Genomic DNA, 17,204 nt, shown 5'->3' on the forward strand with positions numbered 1-17,204 from the left:
GCCGGCAGGGATGCTGGCAGGCATGGACGCGATTACCCAGGTGCCGATTCCCGCCAACAAGCCGGTCCACAGCTATGCGCCGCACTCACCCGAACGGTCTCGCCTGAAAAGCGAGTTGATCGCTTTGGCGCAACAGCCGATCGACCTGCCGCACGTGATCGGCGGTAAACACCGGATGGGCGACGGCGAACGTATCGACGTCGTGCAGCCACACCGGCACGCCGAACGGCTGGGCACCTTGACCAACGCCGTCCACGCTGACGCCACGGCGGCAATAGAGGCCGCCATGGCCGCCAAGAACGGCTGGGCCGCCATGCCGTTCGACGAGCGCGCCGGGGTTTTCCTGCGGGCGGCCGACCTGCTGGCCGGGCCATGGCGGGAAAAGATCGCGGCGGCAACGATGCTCGGCCAGTCGAAGTCGGCATACCAGGCCGAAATCGACGCACCGTGCGAGTTGGTCGACTTCTGGCGCTTCAACGTAGCTTTTGCTCGCCAGATCCTGGACCAGCAACCGGTCAGCGCCAAGGGGGAGTGGAACCGCACCGATCACCGCCCACTGGAAGGCTTCGTCTACGCGATCACGCCGTTCAACTTCACCGCGATCGCCGCGAACTTGCCGACCGCACCGGCACTGATGGGCAACACCGTGGTGTGGAAGCCGTCGGTTACCCAGACCTTGGCGGCCTATCTGACCATGCAGGCGCTCGAGGCCGCCGGACTGCCGCCCGGGGTGATCAACCTGGTCACCGGTGACGGACTGGCGGTTTCGGATGTCGCGCTGACCGATCCGCGGCTGGCCGGCATCCACTTCACCGGGTCGACGGCGACCTTCCAACACCTGTGGCAACAGGTCGGCGCCAACATCGCTTCCTACCAGAGCTACCCCCGGTTGGTCGGCGAGACCGGCGGCAAGGACTTTGTGGTCGCTCATTCCTCCGCGCGCCCGGAGGTGGTGGCTACGGCGCTGATCCGGGGTGCCTTCGAGTACCAGGGGCAGAAATGCTCGGCGGCATCGCGAGCATTCATCCCACACTCGGTCTGGCAACAGATGGGCGACACTTTCCTGGACACCGCCGCCGGGCTGAAATACGGCGACATCATCGACCTGTCCAACTTTGGTGGCGCACTCATCGATCGCCGCGCCTTCATCAAGAACGTCGACGCAATCGAACGAGCGAAGGGCGCAGCCGGCGTCACCATCGCCGTGGGGGGCGAATATGACGACAGCGTTGGATATTTCGTGCGACCAACCGTGCTGCTATCCGACGATCCGACCGATGAGTCCTTTGCGGCCGAGTACTTCGGACCGGTGCTGTCGCTGCACGTATACCCCGACGACCAGTACGAACGGATCCTCGATGTCATCGACACCGGCTCCCGCTATGCGCTGACCGGCGCCGTCATCGCCGACGACCGCAATGCCGTGCTGACCGCTCAGAACCGGCTGAGGTTCGCGGCAGGAAACTTCTACATCAACGACAAGCCGACCGGTGCGGTCGTTGGCCGCCAGCCCTTCGGTGGCTCGCGCGGCTCGGGCACCAACGACAAGGCTGGATCGCCACAGAATCTGTTGCGCTGGACGTCGACACGCACCATCAAAGAGACATTCGTCCCGGCGACCGACCACACCTACCCGCACATGGAGTCGGACTGATGACCCGCCTATTCGCCCACACGGTCCGCCCCGCCATGCTCGCGGCCAGCCGGGCCGACCGGTTGCGGCGCACCCTGGAACACTCGTCGGTAACCCGTCGAGTGGTGCGCCGTTTTGTGCCCGGTGAGACCGTCGACAGTGTCCTTGACGTTGTTGGTGCGCTGCGTGATTCGGGCCGCTGCGTCAGCATCGACTATCTCGGCGAGAACGTCACCGATGTCGATGACGCGGCCGAGACGGTTCGGGCCTACCTGAACTTGCTCGACGTGATGGGGCGGCGCAACGATGCCGGGCGCGATGGAGTGCGGTCGTTGGAGGTGTCGGTCAAGCTTTCGGCCCTGGGGCAGGCTCTGGAACGCGACGGGCAGAAGATCGCGTTGGACAACGCCCGCACCATCTGCGAGCGGGCCGAGCAGGTCGGTGTCTGGGTCACCGTGGATGCCGAAGACCACACGACCACCGAGTCGACGTTGTCCATCGCCGGCGACCTACGTGTCGACTTTGCTTGGCTGGGTACCGTTGTTCAGGCCTGCCTGAGGCGCACGCTCGACGACTGTCAGGAGCTCGCGTCGGTGGGGGCCCGGGTCCGCTTGTGCAAGGGCGCTTATGACGAACCCGAATCGGTGGCATACCGCGACCGGGTCGAGGTCACCGACTCCTATCTGAGGTGCCTGCAGGTACTGATGGCAGGTTCCGGGTATCCCATGGTTGCGTCGCACGACCCGGAGATCATTGCCACTGTTGCCGGTATGGCCCACGAGTCAGGGCGCAGCGCAAACGATTTCGAATACCAAATGTTGTACGGCATTCGTGACGAGGAACAGTGGCGACTGGTCGGCGCCGGTAGCCAGGTGCGCGTGTACGTGCCGTTTGGTACCCAGTGGTACGGCTACTTCATGCGCAGGCTGGCCGAACGCCCGGCGAATCTCGGCTTCTTTCTGCGCGCACTGGTGAAATGACCTCGCGCTGAGGGTATTCGCAGCCGTCAGTGTACTTTCGAAACGCCGCGGGCCGGTCGCCAACGGCTATCGGAGAATCCGTCGACCACGTGCGCGCGGACGAACTCGGTGACGGCCTGGGCGTCATCCATGTCGCGTATCGGTGATGGCGTGCTGAACAGCGAGAACAAAATGCGCGCGAACCATTCGGCGGCCGCCTGGACGTCGAGGTCCTTACGGACCTCGGCGGTGAGCTTGGCCGCGGCGAGGTAAGGGGCGAAAAAGTCGATGCATTCGCGCAGCAGCACGGCGGAATCCTTGGTCAGCAACAGGCTGATCGCGTCCTGGTCGAAGTACTTGGCCGAAGCGATCGCCGGCCGGGACTGAGTCACGAATACGGCGGCTTGGCAGAGCTTTTCCTGCAGCGATCCACCTCGGTCCATCGCTTTGGACATTTCGCGATAGAACTGTTCGGAAGCGCGTTCGGCGCAGCCTTCCATGATGGCGGCCTTGTCGCGGAAGTACTCGTAGATGGTGCTTCGAGACACGTTCGCCAGTCTGGCGATGTCGACAATCGTGGTCTTCTGAAAGCCCTGCCGGCGAAAGCACACATACGCCGACCCGATGATGAGTTCGCGGGTGTCGGTTGCCTGAGGCAGGGCGGCGGACTGGGGCATCACGAGCTCATCCGGCGGGGGCAAGAATCAGTCCACTGGTCGGTACCCCGGTTCCCGAGGTGACCAGTACGTGTTCGACGTGGTCGACCTGGTTGTGCGAAGTCCCACGCACCTGACGCACCGCCTCGGTTATGCCGTTCATGCCATGGATGTAGGCCTCGCCGAGCAGGCCGCCGTTGGTATTGATCGGTAGTAACCCACCCAGCGACAGGTTCTCCACTGTGGCGAACTCCTTGGCCTCACCGCGTCCGCAGAAGCCGAGTTCCTCGAGCTGGGTGAATACGAACGGGGTGAAATGGTCGTAGATGAACGCGGTTTGAATGTCGGCAGGCTTGAGGCCCGAATCGCGCCACAGACGCTTGGCCACCACTCCCATCTCCGGTAGTCCGGTGATGTCCTCGCGGTAGTAGCTAGTCATCATCTCGCCCTCGGCGGCCGCCCCCTGGGCGGCCGCGGTGATGACCGCCGCCGGCTGGCGCAGATCCCGCGCCCGCTCGGTACTCGTCACGACCAGAGCGACGCCGCCATCGCTTTCCTGGTAGCAGTCCAGCAGGCGCAGTACGGGTTCGATGATCCAGCGCGAATTCTGATGGTCGGCCAGCGTGATCAGGCGCTGGTAGAACCAGGCGTCGGGGTTGCGTGCCGCATGGGCACGGTCGACGACGGCGATCCGGCCGAAGTCCTCGTTGGTGACTCCATAAGTCGACATGTAGCGCTGTGCGTGCAGCGCGACCCATGCTGCGGGAGTCAGCAGTCCAAAGGGCGCATAATGGGCCATGAAGAGCGGGGTTTCGGTGCTGGTGCGCCCGCTACCCCCGAACCGCATGCCGGAACGTTCGTTGAACGCGCGATAACACACCACCACCTCGGCGACCCCGGTGGCCACCGCCATCGCGGCGTGTGCCACGGTCCCGGCCGCGGCGCCGCCGCCGTGCGGTACCCGGCTGAAGAAGTTGAGGTCACCGATACCCACATTGCGTGCGACATCGATCTCGTCGCTGGCGTCCATCGTGAACGTGACCATGCCGTCGACCTCGCCGGGTGTCACCCCGGCATCGTCAAGGGCTGCGCTGACCGCCTCGCACGCCAGCTGCAACTCGCTGCGCCCGGACTCCTTGGAGAACTCGGTCTGGCCAATTCCCACGATCGCTGCGGCACCGGCCAGCGGGGCAGTCACGGCTGGGCCTCAGCGAGGAGGCTGAGCACCGCGGTTCCGGAAACGTGATTGCCAAGGCTGTTGGCGCCCTGGAAAGTGACTTCAACGAAGTTTTCCCCGTCTTTACCGGCTGACTTGCCGGTTACGCTGCCGGTGAAGTGCAGCGGGTCATCCGGAAAGCAGGGCACGCCAAGGCGAATCGACAGTTTCTTGACCATCGCTTCTGGTCCGGCCCAGTCGGTGAGGAAACGCACGCAAAGCCCGTTGGTGGTCAGGATGTTCATGAACAGATTCGGGGAGCCTTGCTTGTTGGCGTAGTCGCGGTCGTGATGTACCGGCATGAAATCCCGTGACGCGATTGCCCCCGCGACGATCACCGTTGTGGTGATCGGGATCTCCAACGCAGTCACCGCGTCGCCGACGGCGATGTCGTTCCATCCAAGGGTCTGGTAGCGGCCGGTGGTAGTGGTCATCGAACTGCCTCCGAGTCAAGGGCGACGGGCTGGAATTGATGCAGCACAAAGCTTCCGTCTGGCCCATCGAAGTCTTGGTAGAACACCTCGACCGCCATCCCGACCGTGACGTCAGCCGGATCGATGCCACACAGGTTCGAAACCAGCCGGACGCCCTCATCGAGTTCGACCAGCACGACGATGTACGGGTAATCGAAGAACGGAAACCTCGGTTGGTGGGGCATCACGAAGCTGTAGACGGTGCCGAGGCCCCCAGACTCGACGGTATCCCAGTGCAGACAGCGGCATTTGGGGCACATGGGGCGTGGCGGGTGACGTAGTTCCCCGCATTCGGCGCAGCGTTGGATCAGCAGTTTGTGCTCGCGCAGCCCGTGCCAGAAGAACTCGGTGTCCGGGCTGATTGCCGGCGCCAGTCGGGAGGCCATCAGCGTTGGGGCCTGAATCGCAGCACCCGGAACCGCTGCCGCCCGAGCGCCTCCCCGTGCTGGTCGACATAGGTGGTGACCCAGGGAACGCCGGAGCCCTGGGTGGTGACCCAGGTGAGGAAGAAGCCGGTTCCCAGTGCCGTCTTCTTCTCCTCGGAGACCTCCTCATAGACCGTCGTCGCGCTGATCAGGTCGCCCAGGCGTGGGTAGCGCTCGATCTCGAACTCCGAGTTCACCGCCACCGTACTGGTGTAGGCGGCCTCGTCGAGGAACGCGGTTGGGTTGGTCTTGATCTCAACGGGGGCGCCGCCACGCTCCCGAATCCCTTCCAGCTTCGGTGCCGGCATTGTCCACGTCTGCAACATGACCGGCGGTGAAACGATGCCGCCAAACCTGGATGCGGCCGCGAATTCCGGATCGAGGTAGACGGGATTCATGTCGTCGAGCGCATGCGCCCAGTGCCGAATCATCGGCTGGTTCACCGGATCGGGTGCCACTGAGGGCCGTCCCGTTCCACCTGTCGGCTGTCCGACGAGTGAGCGCAGTCTGGAGAGAAACTCGGTTTCGGAGTCAGTCACCCGGTTGTCCTCCTGACTTGTTGACGCGTCAGAACGGCGTCTGGTCATCGGGCGGGTCGCCGTACCCACGCCACCCGGTACCTCCCTGATCGCCGCTGATCGGACACATCTGCGCAATATGTCTGCCGAGTCGTGTCTACTCCCGGGCCCGGCGGCGTGTCAATGCATCTGCAAATCATCGAATTTGGTGGCGATTCATCCTGGGAGGTCATTGACGCCTGAACGCCCGCGGTGTACACCAAGTGCGTATATGACCGACGCCTACGGGTTAGGAATCAGATGGCTGAGCGGGCACTTCCGGAATCCCTGGTCGATACGTATCAGCTCTATATCGACGGGCGTTGGGTCGAACCGGAAAACGGCCGCTACGACGACGTGTCACCGTCGACGGGGATGGTCATCGCGACCGCACCCGATGCGAGCGTCAGCCAGGTAGGCGATGCGGTTGATGCCGCGCGTCGCGCATTCGACGCGGGCCCGTGGCCGGCCATGTCCCACCAGGAGCGCGGCCATTGCCTTGCCCAGTTGGGCGCCGCGCTGCAGGACTACGCCGACGCGTATTTTGCGCTGTCTCAGGTCGAATGGGGCTGCACGGCCAACGAGCGGCGGTTGCAGATCGACGCTTCGGCCAGCGCGGCCCGGCGTGCGGGTCATCTTGCGGGCACACTTGGCGATCAGCCCATTCAGTCAGCGTCCGGCGCCGCGGTGCTGTGCCATGAGCCGCTCGGTGTCGTGTCGATCCTGACGCCTTGGAACTTCCCGCACAGCCTCAACGTCATGAAATTGAGCCGGGCGCTGGCCGGCGGCAATACCGTCGTGCTCAAACCGTCCCCGCTCACGCCGCTCGCGGGCCTGGCGCTGGCCCGAATCATCCACGAGCACACCGATATCCCACCCGGGGTGGTCAACGTCGTCACGCCCGGCGGCATCGAGGCCAGCAAGGTGCTGGCCGTCGACCCCCGTATCGACATGGTCAGTTTCACCGGGAGTTCGGCGGTCGGTCGCGAGGTGATGGCCGCGGCGGCCGGCACGATGAAACGCGTCTTGCTCGAGTGTGGCGGGAAGTCGGCCAGCATTGTCTTGGACGACGCCGAGTGCAGTGACGAACTCCTGGCGCGAATGTTGTTCGAATCCTGCTTGCTGCATGCCGGGCAGGCCTGCATCTTGCACAGTCGGCTGCTGCTACCCGAGGCGATGCACGATGAGATCGTTGACCGGCTCGTCGCGCTGGCCCGTGCGGTCCGGGTGGGTGATCCCGCCGATCCGGATGTGCAGATGGGGCCGCTGATCAGCGCCGCTCAGCGCAGCCGGGTCGAGGACCAGGTAGCCCGCGCGCTGCGGGATGGGGCCACGCTGGCCGCCGGTGGCAGGCGACCGGCCACGCCGGAGGCAGGTTTCTACTACGAGCCGACGATCCTTACCAGGCGTCACACCAGACGCCCACATCGCCCAAAACGAAGTTTTCGGGCCGGTGTTGAGCGTGCTGCGCTACCGCGACGACGACGACGCCGTGGCGATCGCCAACAATTCGCAGTACGGCCTGTCTGGCGCCGTGTGGGGTGGCGACGCTGACCGCGCCGTCAGGGTCGCCCGCCGGATCCGGACCGGCCAGATCGCGGTCAACGGCTTCGGTCCTGGTGACGCGCCGTTCGGCGGCTTCAAGCAGAGCGGCCTGGGGCGGGAGGGCGGCGGAATTGCCGGGCTGCACCAGTACATGGAGCCCAAGGCCATCGGCATGCCTGGCTGACCTGCGGCGGCCAGCGTCACGCCAGCGTGGCCGTGGGAAACGACCGCCACGCTGGCGTGACGCTCGGACAAGGGGGCTCGGTGCTCAGCGTCAGCGCGCTTGATAGGCATTCGTTATCGAATTGTTGCATGCCCTACCAAAAAGGTGCATCGGCGCGTCATCGCATGCGATGCTGCTGGGCATGGCCGTCGCTATCGCCCGACCCAAGCTCGAGGGAAACATCGCCGTCGGCGAAGACCGTCAGATCGGATTTGCCGAGTTCGGAGCGCCGCAAGGGCGTGCGGTGTTCTGGTTCCACGGCACTCCGGGCGCCCGCCGGCAGATACCAACCGAGGCGCGGGTCTACGCCGAACACCACGACGTGCGCCTGATCGGCGTCGATCGTCCCGGCATCGGCTCGTCCACACCCCACCAGTACGGGACCGTCTCGGCCTTTGCCGACGACCTGCGGGCCATCGCCGACACGCTGGGGATCGACAAAATGGCGGTCGTCGGCTTGTCCGGGGGCGGCCCCTACACCCTGGCCTGCGCTGCCGGTCTGCCGGACCGGGTAGTGGCAGCGGGGGTGCTCGGCGGGGTGGCGCCGACCCGCGGACCGGATGCGATCAGTGGCGGCCTGATGGACCTGGGTCGACGAGTGGCGCCGCTACTGAGAGTCGGTGGGAGCCCGCTACGGCTGAGCGCCAGCGTGCTGATCCGGATGGCTCGCCCGGTGGCTTCCCCGGCCCTGGATGTCTATGGGCTGATGTCGCCGCAAGCGGACCGGCATCTACTCGCCCGGCCGGAGTTCAAGGCCATGTTTCTTGACGATCTGCTCAACGGAAGCCGCAAACAGCTGGCCGCACCGTTCAACGACGTGATCGTTTTCGCCCGCGACTGGGGATTCCGGCTCGAGGACGTGTCGGTACCGGTCCGTTGGTGGCACGGTGACCACGATCACATCATCCCGTTCTCCCATGGTGAGCACGTCGTTTCGCGACTGCCCAATGCAGAGTTGTTCCACTTACCGGGCGAAAGTCACCTCGCCGGGCTGGGGCGCGGCGAGGAAATCCTGGCTACGCTAATGAAGATTTGGGATGAGGAGGCTTGATCGATGTCTGTGGCTGCTGAGGCTGTGGAATTCCCCACTGCCGCCCCCCACGTTGTCTCCGCGGGTGCCCCGAAAATGGGGCTCTATCTCAGCGACATCCCCCGCGCGGTGGCCGAGTACGGGCAGCTGGTTTCGCTGTTCCCACTGCAGAAGGCGTTGCCGGTCGGTGACGGGCACCCGGTCTTGGTGTTGCCCGGCTTGTTGGCCGGTGACGGCTCCACCTGGACACTGCGGTGGCTGCTGGGCCGCCTCGGTTACCGGGCGTATGGCTGGCGGCTGGGCCTCAACATCGGCCCAACCAGCAAGGTTGTGGACGGGATGAGCGCGCGCCTGGAGGCGCTGCACACCCGCTACAACACACCCGTCAGTCTGGTCGGTTGGAGTCTGGGCGGGATCTTCGCGCGCACCCTGGCGCGGCGTCACCCCGAGGCGGTACGTCAAGTGATCACCCTTGGCAGCCCGTTCCGGATGCAAGACGAATCCCAATCTCGGGCCGCGCGGCACTTCAGGATCTTCCAGCGCCTGCACGCCGAGCGACACGAGTTGCCGTTGCCGGCCGAAGCCGAACCGCTTCCGGTGCCCAGCACCGCGATCTATTCGCGCTACGACGGCATGGTCGCCTGGCAGACCTGCCTCGACACGCCGTCGGAACGTGCGGAAAACATCGCCGTGCTGAGCAGCCACATCGGCTACGGTCATCACCCGGCCACGGTCTGGGCCATCGCGGATCGGTTGGCCCAGCCGGTGGATACCTGGGCCCTGTTCCGGCCCCCGACGGTGTTGCGGCCGCTGTTTCCCCGGCCACATACTCTGCACGCCGCGAGCTAGCCTGCGTTCAGACCGCGGCCGGTGCCACGGGTAGCCTCGCTGACGTGCTGCTGGCCTCACTGAACCCCGCCGCCGTATCGGCTGACGACATCGCCGACGCGGTTCGTATCGACGGCGTCGACCTCAGCCGCAGCGATCTGCTCGGCGCCGCAACAGCGGTGGCGGAGCGTATCGCTGGCGCGCATCGGGTTGCCGTACTGGCAACGCCCACCGTATCGACGGTGCTGGCGGTCACCGGATGCTTGATCGCCGGGGTGCCCGTGGTCCCGGTGCCGGCCGATGTCGGTGTGGCCGAACGCCGCCACATGCTGGCCGACTCCGGCGCCGTGGCCTGGCTGGGCCCGGCGCCCGCCCAGGACGCGGAGCCCGACGGACTGCCGCAGATACCGGTGCGTCTGCACGCACGATCATGGCACCGCTACCCCGAGCCGCCGCCGGACTCGGTTGCGATGGTGATCTACACCTCGGGCACCACGGGGCTGCCCAAGGGCGTGCAGCTGAGCCGGCGGGCGATTGCAGCCGACTTGGACGCGCTGGCCCAGGCCTGGCAATGGAATGCAGAAGACGTCTTGGTGCATGGCTTGCCGCTCTACCATGTGCACGGTCTGGTACTCGGCTTGCTGGGATCGCTGCGAGTTGGAAATCGCTTCGTGCACACCGGAAAGCCGACGGCAGCGGGATACGCGCAAGCAGGCGGAACCCTGTATTTCGGGGTGCCCACGGTCTGGTCGCGGGTGGCTGCGGACCGGGCGGCCGCCGAGGCGCTACGGCCGGCTCGGCTATTGGTTTCTGGCAGCGCGGCCTTGCCGGTCCCGGTGTTCGATCAGCTGGTGCACCTCGCCGGGCACCGCCCTATCGAGCGCTATGGCTCTTCGGAATCGCTGATCACCCTGTCTACCCGGGCTGACGGCGAGCGCCGCGCGGGCTGGGTGGGCCTGCCGCTGGCCGGAGTGCAGACCCGGCTGGTCGATGATCACGGCAACCCGGTCCCGCATGACGGGGAAACCGTTGGGAAGCTGCAGGTTCGGGGCTCGACACTGTTCGATGGCTACCTGAATCGGCCTGAGGCCACGGCTGAGGCGTTCGATGCCGACGGCTGGTATCGCACCGGCGACGTTGCGGTCGTTGACGACGGTGGCATGCATCGCATCGTCGGCCGTGAGTCGGTTGATTTGATCAAGTCTGGTGGCTACCGTATCGGCGCCGGGGAGGTCGAGACGGTGCTACTGGGGCATCCGGAGGTTCAAGAGGCAGCTGTCGTCGGATTGCCTGACGAGGATTTGGGCCAGCGGATCGTGGCCTACATCGTGGGTTCGGACCGTATCGATCCCGACGTATTGATCGATTTTGTCGCGCAACAGCTTTCGGTCCACAAACGGCCACGCGAGGTGCGGATTGTGGAGTCGTTGCCGCGCAACGCGCTGGGCAAGGTGCTCAAGAAGCAGCTGTTGTCAGAGGGCTGAGCCTAGGCCGGCACTTCGTCGTCTTGGCTGGTGGGGGTGGGGAGCTTGGCGATGTTGTCGCCACGCCACTGCAGTGCTTCCAGAGCGACAGCGACGTGGACGGAGGTATGGGCCAGCGGTCGCGGCAAGAGTCGTTGTGCGGCTTCAATTCTGCGCAATAGCGTGTTGCGGTGGGTGTAGAGGCGCTTTGCGGCGCGGGAAGCGTTGCATTGCTCGTTGATGAACATCAGCAACGTGGCCTGAAGTTCGGGAGCCGCCGATTCCAGTTCACCGAGCGTGCTCGTGATGAATTCGTCAGCGGCTTGCGGATTTTGGGTGATCAGGGCGACGATCTGGACGTCCGAGAAAAAAGCCACCCGTTGGTCGGATTTCAGTCGCGCCAGGGTGCGTTGTGTGGTGAGCGCCTCGAGGTGGCTGCGCCGAAAGCCCTCGATTCCACTTGCCTTGGTGCCGATGGCAATTCGGGCATCCGATGCGTTGTCCACCGCCTGCTCGATCGTATCGATGTCGAGGTTGGTGGCCTCGGCCAACCACACCCAACGGGTAGCCGCGTTGGCGACCACGGTCAGATCTTGCGACGATCCCACGGCGTGACAAAACGCGTCGGCAGCTCTATCCAGATTGCTGTGGTCGCCGTCGAAGTCGTCGCTCCAGATGATGGCGGCGGTGTGGGCTCGAATAAGGGAGTAGCCCAACCGTGTCTCGGCGCGCTCGCGGCTGATAGGGGCGCCTTCTAGCAGGTGGCCCACCACTTCCAGGCGGTCGGCATGGTTGCCGCGGGTCAGCTCGTCGTGTTCCAGTTGCACTTATGCGGCGATGCCGGCCAGCGTGGCCTCGATGAACTCATTGACAGACTTGGCGGAAACGTCGAGCAGCTCGCGCAGTTCCTGCGGATCGGAAGTGAGATCGAAAGCGATGTTGATCCAGAGCCGCCAGGCGATGTATTGGCCGATCCGATATATGTCCAGCGTCAGGGTCTCCAGCCCGCGACGCACTAGATCGCGGGCCATGCGCAACGGCTCCCCGCCGAGATTGGCCGGCACCGGTGCGCCGGGATGACGCACGTTGGCCGCCGCCCAGTGCACCAGATTGGCGCGGTTGGCTCGTTTGACCACCTTTGCCAGCACCGGATCGTTGGCGATGGTCGGGTTGGCCGATACCGTTTCCCGGTCCAGTTCCTCGATCCATTCCGGTCCCGCGTTGAGTGCCCTGCGGGCTCCCTCCCGGATCAGTTCGCGTATCCGGGACGAGGGTCGTTGCCAGGGCACGTGCCGATCCTAGTCACGGCGGCGGTGGGGCGCACTGCATGTCCTCGAGTGTTCGAGTGGAATTAACGCGTTGCGCCCCAAGCGCACTCAGGCCGGTGAGGGCGCGGTCACAGCAGAGGGTTTGATGTTAGCTGTCTCACTGACTGGGGCGGGTCGCCACCGCGGTCGGCTTTGGGCCGGGGGCAGGGCTCCGGCGTTCCCTGCCCGCCGGCCGTCGGAGCCGTCGCCATCGTGAACCTGCTCAGGATCTTGCTATCCAATCCGGCGGTATGGGAGAAGACGGCGCTGATCGTCGGTTACGACGAAAATGGCGGCTTTTTCGATCACGTCGTTCCGCCTACCGCGCCGGAGGGAACTCCCGGCGAATACCTCACCGTGCCGGACATCAATTCGGTCTCGGGGGCCGGTGGCATACGCGGGCCGATCGGCTTGGGCTATCGCGTCCCCGGCATTGTCATCTCGCCGTTTAGCTGCGGCGGCTTGATGGTCCACGACGTGTTCGACCACACCTCGCAGCTGAAGTTGATCAGCAAGCGGTTTTCGGTACCGGTCCCCAATCTCACCCCCTGGCGCGACAGCACGGTGGGCGACATGACCTCGGCATTCAACTTCGCCGTCCCGCCCAACCCGTCGCGGCCCAGCCTGAGTCATCCGGGATTGGCCGCCCTGCCCAAGCTGCCGCAGTGCATTCCCAACGTGTGGTTGGGCACGGTGGGGGTGAACCCGAATCCCTACACCGGCTCCCCGCAGGGAATTCCCTATCGGGTGCCGTTCCCACAGTCCCTGCCGTCGCAGGAAACCACCCCCGCCCGCGGGATCCCCAGCGGGCCTTGCTGACCGGTCGGCCACACCGGGCCGGACCAAGCGCTTGGGCTACAGCGCGGGCGCGCGGAGCAGACCCAGCACCGTTCGGCCCAGCACAATCGGGTCGATGGGGTGAGGCATCGCGGCCTCGGCCCGCGACCAGCTGGCCAGCCAGGCGTCGTCGGGGCGGCCGGTGAGCACCACCAGCGGCGGGCAGTTATCCAGTTCGTCCTTGAGCTGCTTGGCGATTCCCATGCCCCCGGTGGGTGTCGCCTCACCATCGAGAATGGCCAGGTCGATGCCGCCTTCGTCCATTCGCCGCAAAACCATGGGGCCCGTCGCCACCTCGACGTAGGTCAGCGCGGGCAAGTCCGGATGTAGCCGTTTGCCCAGCGCCCGCACTACCTGTTCGCGGGTCTGGACATTGTCGCTGTAGACGAGGATCCGCAGGTCTTCGCTGGAGTCGGCCACGGTGCAGATGCTACTGGTCTCCGGTTGCCCGGCGCCGGGTGGCACCACGGCAAGTGCGCTGGACCCGCGTTGAATCAGACGACCCGCGCCGGGGCGAAGACCAACACCGCCGACACGGTCGCCGTCCTGGCCATCACCCCGAACTTGTTCCAGTCCAGGCCAAACTGCGCGCGATCGATTTCGGCCTCGCCGCAGATCCGCACCGAGCCGTCGCCGAACTCGGTGATTGTCACCGGCAGCGGTACCGGGTCGCCGACGCCTTTGATGGTGAAGTTCGCCCGCAGGTCGGCCCCGCGGCCGTTGGTCGGCTGCAGTCCGGTGACCACCACTCGGATCTGCGGGAAACGCTCGACATCGAAGAAGTCGGCCGAGCGCAGATGCTTGTCCCGGCTGCCGATGTCGGTGCGCACCGAGGCCGTTTCGATCTCCAGATGACCGGAGACTGCGCCGTGGTCGGCCAACTCGCCGTAGCCGCCGAAGTTGGTGAATTCGCCCTTGACGGTCAGCAGACCCCACATGTTCTTGATCTTGAAGGTGATGGTCGAGCGGTCGGCGACGAGATGCCATGGGCCTTGGGCGTCGGGATCGCTCAGCAGAGCTTCCAGGGTCGTCATCATCGCTCCTCACGGTTGTCGAGCTCGTCGGCGCCCTAGTCGAGCAGGGGCGCGAGTTCGGAGGGGTCGAAGTATTCGTCGATACGGTTGATCACACCATCTCTGTCCAGCTTGATCACGATGCAGACCCGCATCGCGATCACCTGGCCGGCTCGGCCGGTCGCGTGCAACGTGTGTTGTTGGACGAAGCCGCTGGCTGATTCGTCGCTGAACACCCGACGGTCCAGGATTTCATAGCGGCGCTCGGTGGTCGCCGAGAGGAACCAATCGATCACCCGCAGCGCGCGCGCCTTGTCGTTGTCCCGGCGCGCGCCGACCCGCCAGACCGCAATGTCGGGGCTCCACATCCGGTCGACTTCGGCCCGGTCGCCGTTCTCGATCGCGGTGAACAATCGGTCGGCTACCTTAGTGATAGCCTCGGTGCTGGATAAGGGCGGTGGGGGCATGCGCCGGGCTCCTATTCGCTGTCGTATCCGGGGTGGGCAACTGCCAATCGATGTCGCACCAGTGTGCGCAGGCACCCGATGACCACCTCGGCGCGACCGTCGAGTTCGCCGGCCCGGATGGCCGCGGCCAGAGCGGCCTCGTCGGCGAAGCCCAACTCGCCCAGCGCGGTCCGCACCTCGGCGTCACCGGGGCCGAGCAGCTCTCGCTCGACGATGCGCAGGGCATTGGCGGCCACCCTGGCATGAAAGTTGACCTGGCCGTCGGTCGCCGCCCGGACATCGCCCTCCAGGAACTCGGCGACGGCGGCCACGAGCTCGGCCGCGGTTGGACGCCCGTAGTTGCCGGTGCGCATCAGGCCCCCTCCAATAGGTCCAGCAGATCCCATTCGTTCTCGCATACCCGTCGGCCGATCGTCGCCAACTCCACCGAGCGGGCCTGCCCGCTCAAGTGGCGCCATGCCTGGTATTGGCAGATCACGCCCCAACGCGGCGTGGCCAACACCAGCCACAAGTGAAAAGCGCCTCGGTCGACGGCGGTGCCGCCGGCCCGCTCGTAGGCCCGCAGGAAGTCCTCGATGCTGCCCAGCCCGCCGGCGCCGTAGCTGGCCGGAGCCCCGAACCGCCAGGCCCGCACGCAGAACCAGGCCAGGTCCTCGTATCCCGCACCGACGTGCACCAGCTCCCAATCCAGCACGGCGGCAAGCCTGGATCCCTCGACGATCAGATTCCCCATCCGGTAGTCGCCGTGCACCAGAACCGGTGCCGACTCGGCCGGCCGATGGGCATCGAGCCAGCGGAACGCCCATTCGAAGGTGGCGGTGGACTCACCCATCGCGTCGAGCCGTTCACGCCAGTGCGCCACCGGGTCTTCGTGGACAAGGCCGGCGTCGCCGGCGTCGGCGCGGTGAATCGCGGCCAGCGCCTGCGCGCATTCACCCAGTAGCCGCTGCCGGCCCGCGTCGTCGAGCTGGCGTTGGATGCGCCGGACGATGGTTTCGCCGCCGACCTCGTCGCAGATCAGGAACGGATTGCCCAGTGCGGCGGGGGAGTCGTCGGCGACCAGCACGTGGGGGACCGGTGCACCGGCGGCCGCGGCGGCGGCCTGAACGCGGGCTTCGAGCTCCATGCCGGCGTGCACATCGTCGGGCGGCCCGGTGCGCAGGATCAGCGATCGGCGTCGGTGGCCGGTAACGGCGTCGAATGCCCAGGTGGTCCTGCTGGCTCCGCCGGTCAGTGCGCGCAGCTTGTCGATGGCCACCTCGGTGCCCAGCATCGGGCGCAACACGGTGGCCAGGCGGTCGGCCAACTCGGTCACTTCTGGCCAAACTTGAACAGCCGCTGCGCGACCCGGCGAATCTGAATTTCCTCGGCGCCCTCGGTGATCCGGTATCGGCGGTGGTGGCGATAGATGTGCTCGAATGGTTCGTGCCGGCTGTAGCCGACGCCGCCGAACACCTGCATGGCCCGGTCGGCGGCCTCGCACACCAGTCGGTTTGCGCGGTAGTTGGCCATCGAGACCTTGTCGGACACCTCCATATGGTGATTTCGGTCCAGATGCCAGGCCGCGTAGTACACCAGCAGCCGCACCATCTGCGCCTCGGTCTGCAGTTCGACAAGCGGCCACTGGATGGCCTGGTTCACCGACAGCGGCTTGCCGAACACGCGGCGTTCGCCGGCGTAGCCGACGGCCCGGTCGATACAGTATTGGGCCGCGCCCAGGCTGCTGGCCGCCTGGCGAATCCTGTTCTCGTGCAGAAAAGTCTGGCCCACCTCGAGGCCCCGATCGACCTCGCGCAGCACCGCGTCATCGGGGACGCGCACGTTGGTGAGCTCGACCTCGCCGTGATCGGTGGGCATGTTCAGCGTCCACCAGTAGTACGGGACGTTGAATCCCGCGGTATCGGTTGGGACCAGGAACGCGGTGATGCCCCGGGCCTGCCCCGGCTCGCCCGAGGTTCGGGCGAACACCAGGTCGTGGGTCGCGCGATGCACACCGGTGTTGAACCGCTTGGCGCCGTTGATGATCCAGCTGTCACCGGCGTGCTCGGCCTGGGTCTGCATCCAGGTGGCATCCGACCCGTGCAGCGGCTCGGTCAGCCCGAACGCCATCGACCGCTCGCCGGTGATGAGCGCCTCGGTCCATTCGCTTTTCTGAGCGTCGGTGCCAAAGCGATCCATCATGATGACCTGCGGGAAGTTGCCGACGATGGAGGACTCGTTTTGCAGGTCGTTGTGCAGGCCAAGGCCTTTGTGCGCCAGATGTTCGCGGATGGCGGCCATGTCCAGGTTGGTCCCGTCGCGACCGCCGAACCGGGCCGGCAGCCCGTAGCGCAGCCAGCCCGCCTGGTCGGCGCGCCTGCGCATCTCGGCTAGCAGTTCTTCCCATTCCCGGCGCGGGACACCATCGTTGTCCCAGTCGGTGCGGGCGTGCTCGCGACGATGGTCGAAGTATTGAATGTGTTCGTGTTCCAGCGGTTTGATCTCGGCCTCGATGAACTCGTCCATCTGGGCGAGTAGGCTCTGAAGATGTTCTGGCAGAGTGAATTCCACGTTGAATCTCCTCCTGTCGTGC

16 protein-coding genes and 3 pseudogenes are annotated in these 17,204 nt (G+C 65.7%); 7 read left to right on the top strand and 12 right to left on the bottom strand.

The features are described from left to right. Nucleotides 1-22: 22 nt before the first annotated feature. Nucleotides 23-1,654 carry an L-glutamate gamma-semialdehyde dehydrogenase gene (gene pruA, locus MMSP_RS08725; RefSeq protein WP_020786317.1) on the top strand — a complete coding sequence of 544 codons (1,632 nt, stop codon included), beginning with the start codon at nt 23-25 and terminating at the stop codon, nt 1,652-1,654. Further along, on the top strand, nt 1,654-2,613 hold the full coding sequence (locus MMSP_RS08730; protein ID WP_020786318.1) for a proline dehydrogenase family protein: 960 nt from the start codon (nt 1,654-1,656) through the stop codon (nt 2,611-2,613). Before pruA ends, MMSP_RS08730 begins: the two co-directional genes overlap by 1 nt. Before the next feature lie 26 nt (nt 2,614-2,639). Here the strand turns inward: MMSP_RS08730 and MMSP_RS08735 are convergent, their stop codons facing one another. The 5 genes from MMSP_RS08735 to MMSP_RS08755 are packed head-to-tail and all read right to left on the bottom strand — an operon-like array spanning nt 2,640 to nt 5,901. Continuing rightward, nucleotides 2,640-3,269: a TetR/AcrR family transcriptional regulator gene (locus tag MMSP_RS08735; RefSeq protein WP_036427182.1), complete on the bottom strand. Its 630-nt coding sequence runs from the start codon at nt 3,267-3,269 to the stop codon at nt 2,640-2,642. Between the two features lie 7 nt (nt 3,270-3,276). Continuing rightward, a complete protein-coding gene (locus MMSP_RS08740) occupies nt 3,277-4,446 on the bottom strand; it encodes a lipid-transfer protein (protein ID WP_020786320.1) in 1,170 nt (389 codons plus the stop codon). After that, nucleotides 4,443-4,898 carry a MaoC family dehydratase gene (locus MMSP_RS08745; RefSeq protein ID WP_012395818.1) on the bottom strand — a complete coding sequence of 152 codons (456 nt, stop codon included), beginning with the start codon at nt 4,896-4,898 and terminating at the stop codon, nt 4,443-4,445. Before MMSP_RS08745 ends, MMSP_RS08740 begins: the two co-directional genes overlap by 4 nt. Further along, nucleotides 4,895-5,323, bottom strand: a complete 429-nt coding sequence (locus MMSP_RS08750; protein ID WP_015356809.1) for a Zn-ribbon domain-containing OB-fold protein — start codon at nt 5,321-5,323, stop codon at nt 4,895-4,897. Before MMSP_RS08750 ends, MMSP_RS08745 begins: the two co-directional genes overlap by 4 nt. Then, nucleotides 5,323-5,901, bottom strand: coding sequence for a MaoC family dehydratase N-terminal domain-containing protein (locus tag MMSP_RS08755; RefSeq protein ID WP_036426350.1), 579 nt, complete (start codon nt 5,899-5,901; stop codon nt 5,323-5,325). Before MMSP_RS08755 ends, MMSP_RS08750 begins: the two co-directional genes overlap by 1 nt. A 279-nt stretch (nt 5,902-6,180) precedes the next feature. Between MMSP_RS08755 and MMSP_RS08760 the strand changes: the two are divergent. The 4 genes and pseudogenes from MMSP_RS08760 (at nt 6,181) to MMSP_RS08775 (ending at nt 11,029) form a co-directional block, all read left to right on the top strand. Next, nucleotides 6,181-7,648, top strand: a pseudogene (locus MMSP_RS08760) (aldehyde dehydrogenase family protein). A gap of 181 nt (nt 7,649-7,829) precedes the next feature. Further along, complete coding sequence (locus MMSP_RS08765) at nt 7,830-8,738, top strand: alpha/beta fold hydrolase (protein ID WP_086085874.1); 909 nt, start codon at nt 7,830-7,832, stop codon at nt 8,736-8,738. 75 nt (nt 8,739-8,813) lie between these two features. Further along, the gene (locus MMSP_RS08770) at nt 8,814-9,566 is read left to right on the top strand and encodes a triacylglycerol lipase (RefSeq protein WP_020786324.1); all 753 of its coding nucleotides are present in this window, start codon (nt 8,814-8,816) and stop codon (nt 9,564-9,566) included. Nucleotides 9,567-9,610: 44 nt separating this feature from the next. Next, nucleotides 9,611-11,029, top strand: a complete 1,419-nt coding sequence (locus MMSP_RS08775; protein WP_020786325.1) for an acyl-CoA synthetase — start codon at nt 9,611-9,613, stop codon at nt 11,027-11,029. 2 nt (nt 11,030-11,031) lie between these two features. Here the strand turns inward: MMSP_RS08775 and MMSP_RS08780 are convergent. Beyond that, nucleotides 11,032-12,297: pseudogene (locus MMSP_RS08780) on the bottom strand (PucR family transcriptional regulator). 204 nt (nt 12,298-12,501) lie between these two features. Between MMSP_RS08780 and MMSP_RS08785 the strand changes: the two are divergent. Then, a pseudogene (locus MMSP_RS08785) lies at nt 12,502-13,134 on the top strand (alkaline phosphatase family protein); the annotation flags it as partial. Nucleotides 13,135-13,170: 36 nt separating this feature from the next. Here MMSP_RS08785 and MMSP_RS08790 read toward each other — a convergent pair. From MMSP_RS08790 to MMSP_RS08815, 6 genes are all read right to left on the bottom strand, one after another. Continuing rightward, nucleotides 13,171-13,572: a two-component system response regulator gene (locus tag MMSP_RS08790; RefSeq protein ID WP_036427183.1), complete on the bottom strand. Its 402-nt coding sequence runs from the start codon at nt 13,570-13,572 to the stop codon at nt 13,171-13,173. A 74-nt stretch (nt 13,573-13,646) separates the two neighbouring features. Next, entirely contained in the window at nt 13,647-14,186 is a 540-nt protein-coding gene (locus MMSP_RS08795) for a YceI family protein (RefSeq protein ID WP_020786330.1), read from the bottom strand. A gap of 35 nt (nt 14,187-14,221) precedes the next feature. Continuing rightward, nucleotides 14,222-14,632: a nuclear transport factor 2 family protein gene (locus tag MMSP_RS08800; protein WP_036426352.1), complete on the bottom strand. Its 411-nt coding sequence runs from the start codon at nt 14,630-14,632 to the stop codon at nt 14,222-14,224. 11 nt (nt 14,633-14,643) lie between these two features. After that, the gene (locus tag MMSP_RS08805; protein ID WP_020786332.1) at nt 14,644-14,985 is read right to left on the bottom strand and encodes a DUF6285 domain-containing protein; all 342 of its coding nucleotides are present in this window, start codon (nt 14,983-14,985) and stop codon (nt 14,644-14,646) included. Then, the gene (locus MMSP_RS08810) at nt 14,985-15,947 is read right to left on the bottom strand and encodes a phosphotransferase family protein (RefSeq protein ID WP_020786333.1); all 963 of its coding nucleotides are present in this window, start codon (nt 15,945-15,947) and stop codon (nt 14,985-14,987) included. Before MMSP_RS08810 ends, MMSP_RS08805 begins: the two co-directional genes overlap by 1 nt. After that, complete coding sequence (locus MMSP_RS08815) at nt 15,944-17,182, bottom strand: acyl-CoA dehydrogenase family protein (protein ID WP_020786334.1); 1,239 nt, start codon at nt 17,180-17,182, stop codon at nt 15,944-15,946. Before MMSP_RS08815 ends, MMSP_RS08810 begins: the two co-directional genes overlap by 4 nt. Nucleotides 17,183-17,204 lie beyond the last annotated feature (22 nt).

The organism is Mycobacterium sp. 012931, from assembly GCF_000419295.1.
Lineage (GTDB): Bacteria > Actinomycetota > Actinomycetes > Mycobacteriales > Mycobacteriaceae > Mycobacterium > Mycobacterium marinum.

What these genes read in the sequence shown, in the direction of transcription:
- pruA (WP_020786317.1), top strand. Translation starts at nt 23, where the DNA reads ATGGACGCGATTACCCAGGTGCCGATTCCCGCCAACAAGCCGGTCCAC.
- MMSP_RS08730 (WP_020786318.1), top strand. Translation starts at nt 1,654, where the DNA reads ATGACCCGCCTATTCGCCCACACGGTCCGCCCCGCCATGCTCGCGGCC.
- MMSP_RS08735 (WP_036427182.1), bottom strand. Translation starts at nt 3,269, where the DNA reads ATGCCCCAGTCCGCCGCCCTGCCTCAGGCAACCGACACCCGCGAACTC.
- MMSP_RS08745 (WP_012395818.1), bottom strand. Translation starts at nt 4,898, where the DNA reads ATGACCACTACCACCGGCCGCTACCAGACCCTTGGATGGAACGACATC.
- MMSP_RS08750 (WP_015356809.1), bottom strand. Translation starts at nt 5,323, where the DNA reads ATGGCCTCCCGACTGGCGCCGGCAATCAGCCCGGACACCGAGTTCTTC.
- MMSP_RS08765 (WP_086085874.1), top strand. Translation starts at nt 7,830, where the DNA reads ATGGCCGTCGCTATCGCCCGACCCAAGCTCGAGGGAAACATCGCCGTC.
- MMSP_RS08770 (WP_020786324.1), top strand. Translation starts at nt 8,814, where the DNA reads ATGGGGCTCTATCTCAGCGACATCCCCCGCGCGGTGGCCGAGTACGGG.
- MMSP_RS08795 (WP_020786330.1), bottom strand. Translation starts at nt 14,186, where the DNA reads ATGACGACCCTGGAAGCTCTGCTGAGCGATCCCGACGCCCAAGGCCCA.
- MMSP_RS08800 (WP_036426352.1), bottom strand. Translation starts at nt 14,632, where the DNA reads ATGCCCCCACCGCCCTTATCCAGCACCGAGGCTATCACTAAGGTAGCC.
- MMSP_RS08805 (WP_020786332.1), bottom strand. Translation starts at nt 14,985, where the DNA reads ATGCGCACCGGCAACTACGGGCGTCCAACCGCGGCCGAGCTCGTGGCC.